General features: G+C 59.5%; 11 protein-coding genes. 10 read left to right on the forward strand and 1 reads right to left on the reverse strand.

What is annotated here, in order from left to right:
- The first annotated feature begins 46 nt into the window (after positions 1–46).
- From GS646_RS22660 to GS646_RS23290, 10 genes are all read left to right on the forward strand, one after another.
- A complete protein-coding gene (locus GS646_RS22660) occupies positions 47–1,501 on the forward strand; it encodes a hypothetical protein (protein ID WP_171648833.1) in 1,455 nt (484 codons plus the stop codon).
- Positions 1,501–2,523, forward strand: coding sequence for a glycosyltransferase (locus tag GS646_RS22665; protein ID WP_171648831.1), 1,023 nt, complete (start codon positions 1,501–1,503; stop codon positions 2,521–2,523). The genes GS646_RS22660 and GS646_RS22665 overlap by 1 nt, the downstream gene beginning before the upstream one ends.
- Positions 2,524–3,047: 524 nt before the next feature.
- A complete protein-coding gene (locus tag GS646_RS22670) occupies positions 3,048–4,547 on the forward strand; it encodes an NAD(P)/FAD-dependent oxidoreductase (protein ID WP_171648829.1) in 1,500 nt (499 codons plus the stop codon).
- Between the two features lie 161 nt (positions 4,548–4,708).
- Positions 4,709–6,214, forward strand: coding sequence for a PepSY domain-containing protein (locus tag GS646_RS22675; protein ID WP_171648827.1), 1,506 nt, complete (start codon positions 4,709–4,711; stop codon positions 6,212–6,214).
- Between the two features lie 222 nt (positions 6,215–6,436).
- A complete protein-coding gene (locus GS646_RS22680; protein WP_171648825.1) occupies positions 6,437–7,363 on the forward strand; it encodes a glycosyltransferase family 2 protein in 927 nt (308 codons plus the stop codon).
- Positions 7,364–7,376: 13 nt separating this feature from the next.
- Positions 7,377–8,339: a lysylphosphatidylglycerol synthase transmembrane domain-containing protein gene (locus GS646_RS22685; RefSeq protein ID WP_171648823.1), complete on the forward strand. Its 963-nt coding sequence runs from the start codon at positions 7,377–7,379 to the stop codon at positions 8,337–8,339.
- Positions 8,336–9,775, forward strand: coding sequence for an FAD-dependent oxidoreductase (locus GS646_RS22690; RefSeq protein WP_171648821.1), 1,440 nt, complete (start codon positions 8,336–8,338; stop codon positions 9,773–9,775). Before GS646_RS22685 ends, GS646_RS22690 begins: the two co-directional genes overlap by 4 nt.
- A gap of 3 nt (positions 9,776–9,778) precedes the next feature.
- The gene (locus GS646_RS22695; RefSeq protein WP_171648819.1) at positions 9,779–10,522 is read left to right on the forward strand and encodes a polysaccharide deacetylase family protein; all 744 of its coding nucleotides are present in this window, start codon (positions 9,779–9,781) and stop codon (positions 10,520–10,522) included.
- 93 nt (positions 10,523–10,615) lie between these two features.
- Entirely contained in the window at positions 10,616–11,587 is a 972-nt protein-coding gene (locus GS646_RS22700) for an NAD(P)-dependent oxidoreductase (RefSeq protein WP_171648818.1), read from the forward strand.
- A gap of 34 nt (positions 11,588–11,621) precedes the next feature.
- A complete protein-coding gene (locus GS646_RS23290) occupies positions 11,622–13,151 on the forward strand; it encodes a GMC oxidoreductase (protein ID WP_171648816.1) in 1,530 nt (509 codons plus the stop codon).
- A gap of 22 nt (positions 13,152–13,173) precedes the next feature.
- Here GS646_RS23290 and GS646_RS22710 read toward each other — a convergent pair whose 3' ends face one another.
- Positions 13,174–14,418, reverse strand: coding sequence for a glycosyltransferase family 4 protein (locus tag GS646_RS22710; RefSeq protein WP_171648814.1), 1,245 nt, complete (start codon positions 14,416–14,418; stop codon positions 13,174–13,176).
- Between the last annotated feature and the right edge of the window lie 152 nt (positions 14,419–14,570).

Consider the following 14,570-nt stretch of genomic DNA (forward strand, 5'->3'; position numbering starts at 1 on the left):
CTCGAAAAGCATAATAGGGCCGCCGCGTTGGTTCGGGGGGCTGCTGTTGCTGGCCGCAACAGTCATCGCCTGCCTGACCGTGCTGACCATCAATCGCGGCCCTCTCGTCTATTTCGATACCGGCAGTTATTTCCGGCAGGGCAACATTGCCTTGTCCATGATCCTGCCTGCGCCTGCACCGCAGGATGGGATAGTCGCCCAATCCCCCGGTGCGGCGGCGGGAAAGGATGATGATGAAACTGCGGGCGGGTCACGTTCAATCGTATATGGCTTGCTGGTGGCCGCATTCTGGCGCGTGGATGCATTGGGTGGGGTTGCGGTCGTTCAGCTAACACTGCTGTTGCTGGCGGTCTGGTTGGCAGTGCGGTTGCTTGAACGCAGCGCCCCCACAGGGCGTACGCCTATTGTGCTGATCACCCTGCCCCTGCTGGCGGCTGCGACAACGTCACTGCCCTTTTATGTGGCTTATATCATGCCCGATATTTTCACATCGGTCATGCTGATCTTGATTGCTGCGGTGGTCGCATCGGGCCGGCAGATACAGATTGGCGAAGTGCTGGCCATTTTTGCGCTTGGCCTTTTTGCGGTCGTCCTGCACCCATCGCATCTGGGTATCGCGGTTTTGATGTTCCCCTTGACCGTACTGGCCGCTGTGTTGCGCATCGGACAGGGCCGCTGGCTTGCAGTCGGGTTCATGATTTTTCTGTCCGGTCTTGCCATGGCAGAGCGCAAAGTGTTCGAGGTGGCCGTTGAAACCGCCACCCAGAAAGAGGTGGTTTACACGCCTCACATAACAGCCAGGCTGATCGTGGATGGCCCTGGAATGGCATATCTGGATGACGTATGCCCATCATCCGAGCTGGCGACATGTGCGCTGCACGAAGCTCTGTCCTGGTCCGATGACCCCTATCGTCTGACCGCTTCGCATATCATTTTTGAGCGCTCCGAGAACCTTGGCTCGTTCCGCCTGATGACGGCAGAAGATCAGCAGGCTGTTGCCTTTGAGCAGCGCGATTTTTTCCTGCGCGTTCTGACGGCACGCCCCATTGGCACCGTGTTGGCGCTGGCGGGCAACGCCACCGAGCAGTTGCTGACCAACAGCGTCGTGATGACCATCCCGAATGACGTGGTGGTCAGTAATGTAAAATCATTGTCCGGGTTGCCGGAAGGCCAGTTCGACGTTTTGGATGACACCGTACTGACGGCGGATCAGGGTTGGATCGGGCCACTGGATACGGTTCATGCGGTGATCTACCTGATCTCTGCCGCCATAGTGGTTGGGCTGATTATCTGGCCCGGGCAGGTGGCCACACCCTTCAGGGTCTTTGCACTGTTTCTGCTGCTTGGAATTGCGGTCAACGCACTGGTCTGCGGAGGGGTGTCACAGCCTGCCCCCCGATACGGTGCCCGCGTGATGTGGCTGTTGCCTTTTGCGGCCACCCTGCTTCTTCTTGTCCGGCGCCCCAAGGCGCTGCGCTCCGTTTCCGCTGAGGATCCATGATGTCCAACCCGTCTTTTTCCATCACTGTGGTCATGCCGGCTTATAACGCCGAACATCTGCTGCCTCGTGTCCTGCCGCCCCTTCTTGATATGCTGAAGGCTGATCAGGTGCAGCAGGTTCTGGTGGTGGATGACCAATCCCCCGACAGCACGGCCGCGCTGGCGCGCGACATGGGCGCAACCGTTCTGACCACTCCGGTCAATGGCGGCCCCGGCGCGGCCCGCAATCTGGCTGCACAGCACGCCACGGGCGATATCCTGTGGTTTGTGGATTCCGATGTCATCGCCTGGCCGGACGGGCCCGAGCATATTCGCCGGGCGATGTCCGAAGACAATGTTGGCGCCGTGTTCGGATCTTATGACGATGCCCCGGATGGGCAGGCCTGGTTTTCACGCTACAAGAACCTTCTGCACCGCTATCACCATCAGCGGGCCCGCCGCGAGGCGCGCACTTTCTGGGCCGGGTGTGGTGCCATCCGGCGCGATGTGTTTCTTGAGGTCGGAGGCTTTGATGTCAAAACCTACGAGGTCCCCTCGATCGAGGATATCGAGCTGGGTTACCGGATCGCGGCCACCGGCCGCCGTATCCTGGTCGAGCCGCAATTGCAGGGCAAACATCTGAAAGTCTGGACCATCCGCAACAGCCTGAGCACGGATATCTTCTGCCGCGCCCTGCCCTGGGCCCGGCTGATGATCTCGCGCGAGGGGCTGACAGATGACCTGAACACCTCGATGGCCGAGCGGGCGCGGGCTGCAATTGCGGGGCTGTTGCTGTTGTCGCTTCTGGCTTTGCCGTTCTGGCCGGGGGCCTGGCCCCTGCCCTTGCTGTTGCTGACGGCGGCCCTGATCGCCAATCTGGATCTGGTGCGCGCCATGGCTGGACATGGCGGGCCATGGTTTGCATTCAAATGCCTGCTCTACCATCAGGTCTATTACGTCTATTCCGCCACCGTCTATGTCTGGTGCCTGTTCGAATATCACGTGCTGGGGCAGAAGCAGAAGCTGCGCGTCACACGCGGATAGATGCATTTGATCTTGCCCCGCCAAGGCCGTCGGTGGCCGAGTCGGTTCGGGCCGGTTTGCGGTGCTTGCGCGCATATTTTTTGCACAATGGGCGCAATGCCGCAGAATTGTTGAAAGAACGTGCATTGCCTCTCGGCGTTGGCCTTTGATTTCTGCATAGCAAATCGCGATCTGGCCCCGGTACGGGGCAACGTATCTCAGAACAGCGGCAAGCCGAGCCCGCGAAATAAAAGGGCTTACTCTACGCCCTACTGTCTTTCTTTATATTTTCAAGGGCTTGTTGTACCGCTAACATAGCCAGGCTCGCTCTTCTCAAACGACCTCGGTTTCCATCCCGAACCCGGGCCTGACCACCCCCGCCCGACAGATCGTTTGCAGGCGTTATCGCGCCAGCTCAGGGTGGGCGGAACCGGTTTTAAAATGTCTGCGCATTAATTTCGGCGGGACACAGGAATTTGTTGTGAAAGCGGGGGAACCTCCTGTAGTTTGAAGGCAGAAATTTGTGTGTGACATTTAGTGTGGGTATGAGTGATTTGACCAAAGATACAATTCCAGTCGTCGTCATTGGCGGAGGCCCCGCTGGCCTGACCGCAGCATACGAACTCCAGAAGTTGAGCGACAAGCATGTGCCGCAGGTCTATGAATCCTCGGACATGGTCGGAGGCATCTCGCGTACCGAAACCCATAATGGGTATCGTTTCGACATTGGTGGGCATCGGTTCTTCACCAAGGTGCAGGAAGTCGAAGACATGTGGCACGAGGTGATGGGCACGGATTTCATTACCGTGCAGCGCCTGAGTCGCATTTTCTATCGTGACAAGTTCTACGATTACCCGTTGCGCATTTTCAACGCGCTGGGAAATATCGGCCCGTACGAGACGTATAAGATCATTGGCAGCTTCGTTAAGTGGAAACTGCGTCCCCGACCGCAGGAAGACACGTTTGAAGACTGGGTCGTCAACCGCTTTGGTGGACGTCTCTATATGCACTTCTTCCACAGCTACACCAAAAAGGTCTGGGGTATTCCGCCCTCTGAAATCCGTGCCGACTGGGCTGCGCAGCGGATCAAGAATCTGTCGTTGCCCAAAGCGGTCTGGAACGCGATTTCGGGGGCCAATGATACGGCCAGCCTGATCGAGGAATTCCAGTATCCCCGTCTGGGCCCCGGTATGATGTGGGAAAAGACCCGCGATCTGATCCGGGAAAAAGGCGGCAGTGTCGAAACCCATTCCGAAGTGACTCAGGTCAACCGGGACGGCAACCGCGTGACCTCGATTGACGTGCGCCACTGGAATGAAGACGGCGAGAAATGGACCGAGCGCGTCGAAGGCGAAGAATTCATCAACTCGATGGCCGTGCGCGATCTGATCCATGCCTTTGATCCGCCACCGCCGCCCGAGGTGATCGAAGCCGCGGACCGTCTGCGGTATCGTGACTTCCTGATCGTGACCCTGATCCTGGATCACGCGGATCCGTTCCCGGACAACTGGATTTATATTCACAGCCCGAAGGTGAAAGTGGGCCGGATTCAGAACTTCCGGGCTTGGTCGGCAGAAATGCTGCCGGATCAGAACACCTCGTCCATCGGGATGGAGTATTTCTGCCAGAAAGGCGACGGGCTGTGGTCTTCGTCTGACCAAGAGCTCAAAGAACTGGCCAGCACCGAGCTTGAAAAGCTGAACCTGGCAAATGCTGACACGGTCGTCGATTATTCAGTGATCCGGCAGCCCAAAGCTTATCCGGTCTATGATGGTGAATACAAAGAAGCCCTGGATACGGTCAGCGACTGGCTGAAAACGCTCGAAAATTTCCAGACCGTCGGGCGCAACGGGCTGCACCGTTACAACAACCAGGATCACTCGATGCTGTCGGCCATGTATGCGGCGCGCAATATCATGGGCGAAGACAATGACGTCTGGGACGTCAATGTCGAACGGTCCTATCACGAGGAATTCGAAGCCAAGCCCGAAAAGAAACGCGCAGCAAACGCGCAGCTCAAGAAAAAGGGCGCTGTCCTCGAATGATCAAAGGACGGAGGCGAACCATATCGCCCCCGCTAGGCTCATCTGATGAACAGACGGGTCATCTCCTTGGTCTTTTCGGGGTCGCTTTGCCCGGCGTTCTTGCGCCTCTGGCCAGTGTCCCGTTTAATGTTTCGTAAAAGTATCTGACGGCCTGGTTTCGAATGAATCGCAAGTTGCGCAATCTCTTGTTCACGCTGCACACCTGGCTGGGTCTGCATTTTGCGATCTTTTTCTTTTTTCTGTTTCTGACCGGATCGCTGCTTGTAATCGGGGTCGAGCTGGAATCGGTCGGTCGCCCCGCCGTCTGGACCACTGCCGCCAAAGAGGATCGAACTGTCAGTTTTGGGGAAATCTATAGTAATATCAAAGAGGTTTACCCCGAAAGTGTGGTCCAAACCATCACCAAGCACCCAACCCCCTGGTTCGTAGACCGCAGCGAAGGCCGCACTGGTTGGGGGGAGCAGGTGAATTACTGGACCGATCCCGAAACCGCAGAGGTTGTGCAGGTGACGCGCTATCCCGGTTTTGACAGGATTCTGCGGGAGCTTCACGTCAAACTGCTCTCGGGTCAAAGCATCATCTACAAGGCCGTGGCGGCAACCTCCATTGTGGTTCTGTTTCAGATCATAAGCGGGCTTATTACGTATAGACGTTTCTGGAAGGGATTCTTCCGGCGGCCCAGACAAGGGGCCGACTCCCGATCATGGGCCGGCGCGATGCACCGGTTGACCGCTGTCTGGACAGCGCCCTTTCTCATTATCAGTGCTGTCACAGCCTTCTTTTTCATGTTGAGCGATTTCGGGATTGACGGTTTCAGGCCAAAACCTGAGCCGTCCGTTGAACGCGAGACCCGGTTACCACCCGACTTCGGGGCCGCCATCCTTGATCAGGCAGAAGCCCGCGCCCGCGAGGCCCTGCCCGGATTTGAACCCCAAAGCGTGGCACTTCCTGTCAGGAAATCGGACGGTCTCAGCTTTTCGGGCCACCTGCCCAGCATTCCCGAGATCAGGGGACCCAGCATCGTGACAGTTGATCCCGTGACATTCGAGATCCTGGGGGCCTTCACCCCCTATGACAACACGCACATTGCCCGCTGGCGTCATGTGATAGATGAACTGCACTATGGCTATTGGGGTGGGATCTTTTCAAGGGGGCTCTGGATTGCTCTGGGGCTTGTTGCAACCGGTGTCGCGTTCACCGGCGCTTTGATTTTTGCCACCCGGCTGACCTCGGATGCCGCGCAATATGGTCCGCTCAGACGCATCTGGCGTGGTCTAGGGATTTTCCGCTGGGCCTATGTGCTGTTGGTGCTGGGAGTTCTGGCAGGCGGTTATGTGAATTACGGCCCCATCTCTTACAAAAGGGCTGGCATTCTGCCGGAAAAGGCCCCGGCATCCCTGGCCTATCTGGTGCTGGACGACCCGCTCAGACGTGGAACCCCGCTCGACGTCGAACTGCGGATCGGCGCGCCCGAGGTCGACACTGCATCGGTTGAAATCAACGGGCGCACAGCGCAGTCGCTGACGGTGACACCCGCAGGTCAATCTGCACACGCCTATTTCCAACTCGACCCGGCAGACTCATCCAACGATGTGATCGTGCAACTGGTTGAAACAAACGGAAGGACACAAACCATCACTTTCCGCCTGGGGCAGCCAATCTGGTAGACTGCGTTTCAAGCGGAAGATCTCTGTCGCATGCAATCTGAACAGGTACAATTCTTGACGCCGAAACGATCTAATTTGGTCAATTTTATTGTCTACGTTCAGTCAACATGTGGTTGAATGAAACACGCAAGACACGGAATTAAACCAGTTCCCCTTTGTCCTTGGGTATTCTGCAAGCGGAGCGGGTTAAATGAATTATGAATATAAAGGGTTTCTGTTTACATGAATAAAGTCGCAGAACGGATCGATGCAGACAGCACCGCAACCAGTAAAGCGGCTGCGACAGATGTCGAAGGCATGAGCCTGAGCGTGGTCATCCCCGCGTTCAACGAGGAAAACGCCGTACGTCACACAGTCGAGGATGTGCGCACCCACCTTGAACCGCTGGGCATCCCCTACGAGATCATCGTGGTGGACGATGCCAGCCAGGACAACACCCGCGCCGAGGCCGAAGCCAGTGGAGCCACCGTTACCTTCAACGATGTCAATTCCGGTTATGGCGCCAGCCTCAAGCGTGGGGTGCGGATGGCGCAGTATGAATATGTCGCCATTCTGGATGCCGACAGCACTTATCCCGCGCGTTACCTGCCGGGTATGTTGGCCATGTGCCGCGATCAGGACATGGTGGTCGGCGACCGAGGTGCCGCGATGAAAAACGTGCCGCTGCTACGCAAACCGGCCAAGAAATTCCTGTTCGCCTTTGCGTCGTTCCTGGCCGAGCGCAAGATCAACGATCTGAACTCGGGCCTGCGTGTGTTCCGTAAATCCGAGCTGATCCCGTTCCTGCCGCTTCTGCCGCAGAACTTTTCGTTCACCACCACGATCACGCTGTGCATGACGTCAAATGGCAAGCGGATGATCTATACGCCGATCGAATATGGTAAACGGGTGGGCAAGTCGAAAATCCGGCCGATCGATTTTCTGAACTTTATCATCCTGATCCTGCGTATCAGCACTTTGTTCAACCCGCTGCGGGTGTTCATCCCACTGGGTCTGGCGTTTTTCACGCTGGGAACGGTGAAATTCATTGTCGACATGTTCTACTGGAACCTCAGCGAAACGGCAGTGTTCTCGTTCCTGGCGGCGATCATGATCTGGTCGCTGGGGCTGATCGCCGACATGATCTCGCGGCTGCATCTGAGACCCTGACAGGAGCGGCGGGATGTTTTCCGATCCAAGTCAACGGCGCTGGCTGATCCGGGTTGCCGGATCGGTCGTGGTGCTGGCGATCCTGTTCTGGATTCTGCCGACCGAGGCGATTTTGGCAGCGCTGAAAGCCATCCCGGTCTGGGTTTTTGCCTGCGTGCTGGCGCTGTTTCTGCTGGCCCATGTTGCGGCGGCGCTGAAATGGTGGCTGCTGCTGGGGCGCGGGTTTGCGGCCCCGCTGGCCATCCGGGCGCATTTTGCGGGGCTGGCCGCCAACCTGTGCCTGCCGGGTGCGATTGGCGGCGACACAGTCCGCGCCGGTCTGGCGCAGGCAGCGATGAAGGACGGCGCGCGGGTTGTTGCGGGCGCAACCGTGGATCGGCTGATCGATATGGTGGCCCTGCTGACCCTGTCCTGTCTGGGGCTGGTCCTGACATGGGAAAGCGCTGCGGGCGGGCATATGATCTGGCCGGTGGCGCTGGTCTTGCTGGCGGCGCTGGCGGGCATGGTCGCTTTGCCGCGCCTGCTGCCCCTGCCCTGGCGCTATGTGCCGTCCCTGCCCGGCAAAGGCTTTGCTCATCGTCTGTCCGATGCGTTGGCTCAAATGGGCCGCAAGCCCGGAACGCTGGCCGTGGCCTTCATTGCATCTGTTCTGATTCAGCTGTTGTTGGTCTTGCTGGCCTGGTGGCTGGCCATCGCAGCTGGTGTCGATGTGGCCGCCGGACCATGGATCTTTGCCTGGCCACTGGCCAAGATCATTGCCGTGCTGCCTGTATCCCTGAACGGGTTGGGCCTGCGCGAGGCGACGCTGGCCGGTTTTCTCGCCCCCTTTGGCGCCAGCGCCGCCGCGGTCGTGGCCGCGGGGCTTGTCTGGCAGGTTGTTTTGTTTACGGCGGGCGGGTTTGGCGCGCTGGTTCTGACCATGTCCGGGATGCGGTTCAGCACTCCGGCAAGTTCCCAGAAGGAAGAGTGCAAGTGACGGATGTTTCCCAAAACCAAAGCGGCGATAAGCCCCATATCATCATTCTGGGGGCTGGACCGGCTGGCCTGGCCGCCGCCCACGCGCTGACTGGACAGGCCCGCGTGACCGTGATCGAACGTGCGCCTGTTGCGGGCGGCAATTCGGCCTCGTTCCCGGTTGAAGGCGTGATTTGCGACTATGGCTCGCACCGGTTTCATCCGGCGGCCGAGCCCGAAGTTCTGGCCGATGTAAAAGCCCTGCTGGGGGACGACCTGCTGCTGCGCCCACGCCATGGACGCATCCGGCTGGGCGGCAAATGGATTCACTTTCCGCTGAAACTGACCGATGCGCTGATGCGCCTGCCCAAACCCTTTGCCGCGTCGCTGATCGGGGACATGGCGCTAAAGCCCTTCCGCAAGAAAAGCGAAGGTCCCGAGACATTCTCGACCGTGCTCTATGACGGGCTGGGACCGACGATTTCGGACAATTTCTATTTCCCATACGTGCGCAAGCTTTGGGGACTGGATCCGGACAAGCTGGCGGTGAAACTGGCAGAACGTCGGGTCGGCAGCGGCTCGGTCGGCAAGATCCTGATGAAGATGCTGCGCCTGCTGCCGGGGCTGCGCAGCGAAACGGCGGGGCGGTTCTTTTATCCGCGCAAGGGGTTCGGACAAATCTCGGACGCGATGCGGAACAGTGCGGAAAGCAACGGTGCCAGCTTTCTGTTCAACACCGAGATCACCGCCATCGAGCGGGACGGCAAGCGTATCACCGGGTTGACGATCCGTGACGAAGATGGCGAGCGGCACATGACCGGCGATCTGATCCTGTCGACCATCCCGCTGACCGGGCTGACGCGCCTGATCGGTGACCCTCCGGTGGAAGTGGTCGAGGCTGCCCGCGCGATCCGGTTCCGCGGCATGATCCTGCTGTACCTGGTGCTTGAGACCGACCAGTTCACCGAGTTCGATGCGCATTACTTCCCCGAACTGTCGATCCCGATCAGCCGCATGTCAGAGCCCAAGAACTATAACGCCAGTGGCGAGCCGAAGGGCGTCACCGTTCTGTGTGCCGAGCTGCCCTGCGACCCGGATGAAAAATGGTGGTCCATGTCCGACGAGGAACTGGGGCAGGAATTCACCAAATGGCTGGGCCAGCTGGGCCTGCCCGTCACCGTACCGGTGCGCCGCTGCGAAACCCGGCGGCTGAGCCATGCCTATCCGGTTTACGATGTGGGCTATGAAGAGCGATTTGATACGGTGGATCAGTGGCTCTCAGATATGGACGGATTGCTCGTATTCGGACGGCAGGGGTTGTTTGCTCATGACAACACCCACCACGCCTTTGCCATGGCTTATGGCGCGGCGGATTGCATTGACGGCAAGGGCCATGTCGACCGCGCGAAATGGAACAGGTATCGCGAGGTCTTTGCCACCCATGTGGTGGAAGACTGACCCATGCCCGCCTGGCAGGCCGATATCCTGATGTATCATTCGATCTCGGATGCGCCGGGACCGACCTCGATTGCGCCCGAGGTGTTCAAGGCCCAGATGCAGGCGCTGGCGGCATCCGGCCTGCCGGTGGTCACACCGGATGCGCTGGCCAACCCGCCTGCCCCGCGCGTGGTCATCATCAGCTTCGATGACGGGTTCGAAGATTTCGCCGACACCGCCTGGCCGATCCTGCGCGATCATAATTTCACCCCGATCGTCTATCTGCCTTCGGGCCGGATGGGCGGCAGTGACAGCTGGGCCGGCGGACATGTCCCCCCGCGCCCGCTGATGGGCTGGGACAAAGTTGCGGCATTGGCCGAAGAAGGGGTCTGTTTCGGCGCGCATAGTATCAGCCACCCCGACCTCACCACGCTGGACCCTGAGGCGCTTGAAGACGAGATAACCGGCCCTGGTCAGGACATCACCGCCCGGCTGGATCAGCCCATTCGCCATTTTGCACCCCCTTATGGGGCATCGAACCCGGACATACGCGCGCGGGTCGCCCGGAATTACGACACCTCGGTCGGCACAAGGCTGGGCGTGGCAAAAGCGGGTGATGACATGCACGATCTGCCGCGGCTCGAGATGTTCTATTTCACCGACATCGCCCGCTGGAAGGCTCATCTTGCCGGGCGCGGCGGGCCCTATCTTGCGGCACGCAAACTGATGCGCAACGTGCGGGCGGCCATTCGGGGGAAGCCTTGGTGAGCAAACCTTTTTTATCCGCGACTATAGCCGGAGGCGCGGGACAGGTTGTACACTTCGGCACAGTGGTTCAGAACAAGTGACAGGTATATAGATATGCATATTCTGGTGACCGGCGGGGCCGGGTTTATTGGCTCTCATCTGACGGAAAGGCTGATCGGGGATGGCCATACCGTTACGGCTCTGGACGATCTGTCAACGGGGCTCATGTCCAATCTGGCCAGTGTTGCGGATCACCCCGGTTTCACCTTCGTCAAAGGCAGTATTCTGGATCGCCAGCTGGTCGCTGATCTGGTTGGACCGGCGGATGTGGTGTTCCACCTGGCGGCGGCCGTTGGGGTCAAGCTGATCATGGATGAACCCAGCCGATCGATCCTGACCAATGTTGCGGGCACGGAAAACGTTCTGGATGCAGCGCTGGTGGACAAGACACATACCTTCATCGCCTCCAGTTCCGAGGTCTATGGCAAAAGCACCAATTTCCCCTTTCAGGAAGAAGGTGATCTGACCATCGGCGCCACCCGCAACCTGCGCTGGTCTTATGCTTGCGCCAAGACGCTGGACGAGTTTCTGGCACTGGCCCATGCACGGGAATCCGATCTGCCTGTCACGGTGCTGCGGTTCTTCAACACCACCGGCCCGCGTCAGACCGGGCGTTACGGAATGGTGCTGCCAAATTTCGTCAAATCCGCGCTGGAAGGCGCGCCACTGATGGTACACGGCACTGGCGAGCAATCGCGCTGCTTCGGCCATGTGGCGGATGTGGTCGAGGCCATGTGCCGTCTGATGACCCTACCCGAGGCACGCGGTGACGTGTTCAATGTCGGCACCGATCAGGAGGTCACGATCCGCGCACTGGCCGAACAGGTCATTCGAACAACCGGCTCGACCTCGGAAATCCAATTCGTCCCCTATGACACCGTCTATCCCGAAGGGTTCGAGGACATGCAGCGCCGCCTGCCCGATGTCTCGAAACTGCAACGCGTCACCGGGTTCCGCCCGATGCGGACGCTGCAGCAGATCATCGATGATATCGTTGCCGAGATGACCCGCCCGGTTCCCGCATGAGGGCGCTTCTGTCGGTGCAAACGGGCCGCACCCCGTGACCGATCTTGTCATCGGGTCGGGGCCAGCAGGCGTATCGGTGGCCATTGCCCTTCTGAACCGTGGCCGTCAGGTTTTGATGATAGACGGAGGGGAAGAGCTTGAAGCCTCTGAACGGGAGCGCCGCGACCGGATGGCGGCCTCAGATCCTGAAGACTGGTCTGCGGCAGATATTCGGGCCTGGCAGGCCCCTCAGTTAGACACGCCGCCCGGACAGGTGCGCCGGTTCGGGTCCGATTTTGCCATGGTGTCGGGTACAGACACACTGGTTGCGCCGGATCAGATCGGATTGCGTGCCTCACATGCGGCGGGGGGGTTATCCAACCTTTGGGGCTCGGCGATCCTGCCCAACCGGGATGCAGATATCACCGACTGGCCGCTGAGTGCGCAGGATCTGGCACCGCATTACCGGGCGATTGCCAAATTTCTGCCGGTCAGCGGGCGAGAAGACGCCTTGCAGACCCTGTTCCCCGCCTTTCCGATGCAGCACCGGGTTCCACTGACCCCATCACCTCAGGCCGGGCACATTCTGCACCGTCTGGAGCACCACCAAAGCAATCTTGCCCGCTTGGGAGCCTCTGCCGGGATGGCGCGCCTGGCTGTGGATCCGGGTTGCCGCTACTGCGGCCAGTGTCTGCATGGGTGCCCTTGGGGGCATATTTATTCGGCCAGGCAAACACTTGAGGATCTGCGCCACCACACGGCGTTCCGCTACCGCAGCGGCCTTGCCCATGCTTTCGAGGAGCAGGCCGATCATGTCACCGTCCGGCTGGATGGCGGCGAGAAACTGAAAGCTGATCGCGTTTTTGTCGCCGCAGGCGTTCTGGAAACGGCGCGCCTGCTGTTGCTGTCTTCGGCGGATCCGGCTGCCCGCCTGCAATTGCAAGACAGCCAGCATTTCTTCCTGCCCAGTCTTCACCGCTGGCGCGCCCCGCGCCGCCCTGATCAGGTTCCCTATCACACTCTGCCGCAGATTTTCATCGAGCTGGATGACCCCGATCTCTCGCCCCATCTGGTGCACAGCCAGATCTATACCTGGAATGAGTTCTATGCCCAGGATCTGATCCGCAGCTATGGCGCAAAGCTGCCCGGATCGGCCCCTGTATGGCATATGCTGGCCCGGCGGTTGATCGTGGCGCAGGCGTTTCTGCATTCCAACCATTCGGCCCGTATTGATCTGACACTGGCCCCTGACGGGCGGCTTGTATCCAAGGTCCTGCCGAATGACACAACCGAACAGATCATGGCGCGGGCCACATCCCGGCTGGCGCAAGTGCTGAAACTGGCCGGGCTGACCCCGCTCAGCTTTGCCCGCCGCCCCGGCGATGTGGGGTCAAGCTTTCATGTCGGCGGCTCGGTGCCCATGGCCGAAACGCCCCGCGCAGGACAGTCGGATATTCTGGGTCGACCCAAAGGGCTGGCGCGGGTGCATCTGGTCGATGCCTCAAGCCTGCCCAGCATTCCGGCCACAACCATCACCTTTTCGGTCATGGCAAACGCCCACCGGATCGGAACGCTGGCCCCCTGACAGCAACGCTCGCCCGGGATGCTTATCCGGTACCGGTTTCAAAGGCCCCGCCCTCCAGTGCCGCGGCCAACTCTGGGTTTCCTGCATCATGCGCTGCGCGCGCAAGCGCTGCGCCATACGTCTCCAGCACGGGTGTTTCGTGCCAGATTTCCAGAAACGCCTGGCGTGCTGCAGCACCCTGTACCGCGCGCTGGTCGGGCTGGTGCTGAAGGTTACGCATTGCCGCGATCAGGTCATCCTCGGTTTCGAACAGCTCTCCGCCCCCTGCCCGCTGGACGATTTCGGGGAACGGGCCCAGCCGTCGGGCAATCACCGGTGTGCCCAGCCGGAAGCTTTCGATCAGGATGATGCCGAAGGTTTCATAACAAACCGAAGGCACAATCAGCCCCAGTGCGCCACGATAGTAAGCGTTCAATTCGTCAGGTGTCTTGCGGCCCAGGAACTTGATCCGGTCATTGCCTGCGGCCTGTGCCTTCAACTCATCCGCGTAATCACCATCGCCAAGGATCAGCAGATCGGCATCCGGGTAACGATCAAAGGCGGGGAAGACATCCTGCAACCCCTTGATCTTTTCCAGCCGACCGACAAACAGGAAATAGGGACGTTCATGCGCCGCCGGTTCCGGCAAGGCGCTCTGGTCCAGATCGGGCAGGAAATAGGGCAGTACCTGCATCTCCTGACGCAAGCCAAACTCGCGATGTTTGGCGCGGCTAAATTCGCTTTTGGCAATGATCAGATCCATGTGATCCAGCGCCCGGTCCAGTGCGCCGGTATAGCGCCACAACTGCGGCGGGCGTTTGTAATTCAGCACACAGCGCAAGCACTGGCGATCATCGCACAGTTCCCGCCCATGCCGCCAAAGAACGTGGGTTGGACAGACCAACCAGTGTTCATGCGCCTCATAGACTTTCAGCCCCTCTCCCATCGGCAACAGGCCGGGCCCGCCGATCAGCGAAGTGTTGTTGTGCCAGATGATATCCGGCTTCCGCTCGGCCAGTATCTCGCGGATGCGCGCGCCATGAATCACCGGGCGGCCCATCTGTTGGGTCAGCAGGTTCGACATCATGCCATTGCGGCTGCGCAATCCGATCCGACGCACCCCGTCAGGGGGCCCTTCGGGCTGCGGCTTGCCGCCCAGGATCAGATAGCTGTCTTCGTCATGCACCACCGTCACATCGTGCCCCCGCGCCACAAGCGCCCGGGCCATGCGCTGAATGCCAATGGCATCGCCGCCAAAGGAATAAGGGGGATAAAATGTAGTGAACATCAAAATGCGCAGGGACTGCATGTGACTCAAACCGGATTACCAATGACTTTCCGATATGAAAGCATGATCCATACCATGATCGAAAGATGGAACTTGCCCTGAAGCCCTGTTCACAGGCTGTGTTGCGGGCATGCTGCAAAGGAATGCAGCTT

Source organism: Ruegeria sp. HKCCD4315 (assembly GCF_013112245.1).
Classification (GTDB): Bacteria; Pseudomonadota; Alphaproteobacteria; order Rhodobacterales; family Rhodobacteraceae; genus Ruegeria.

Bases quoted from the DNA above. Each gene is read 5' to 3' on its own strand.
- GS646_RS22675 (WP_171648827.1), top strand. From the start codon at position 4,709: ATGAATCGCAAGTTGCGCAATCTCTTGTTCACGCTGCACACCTGGCTG.
- GS646_RS22710 (WP_171648814.1), bottom strand. From the start codon at position 14,418: ATGTTCACTACATTTTATCCCCCTTATTCCTTTGGCGGCGATGCCATT.
- GS646_RS22695 (WP_171648819.1), top strand. From the start codon at position 9,779: ATGCCCGCCTGGCAGGCCGATATCCTGATGTATCATTCGATCTCGGAT.
- GS646_RS22665 (WP_171648831.1), top strand. From the start codon at position 1,501: ATGTCCAACCCGTCTTTTTCCATCACTGTGGTCATGCCGGCTTATAAC.
- GS646_RS22670 (WP_171648829.1), top strand. From the start codon at position 3,048: ATGAGTGATTTGACCAAAGATACAATTCCAGTCGTCGTCATTGGCGGA.
- GS646_RS22685 (WP_171648823.1), top strand. From the start codon at position 7,377: ATGTTTTCCGATCCAAGTCAACGGCGCTGGCTGATCCGGGTTGCCGGA.
- GS646_RS22680 (WP_171648825.1), top strand. From the start codon at position 6,437: ATGAATAAAGTCGCAGAACGGATCGATGCAGACAGCACCGCAACCAGT.
- GS646_RS22700 (WP_171648818.1), top strand. From the start codon at position 10,616: ATGCATATTCTGGTGACCGGCGGGGCCGGGTTTATTGGCTCTCATCTG.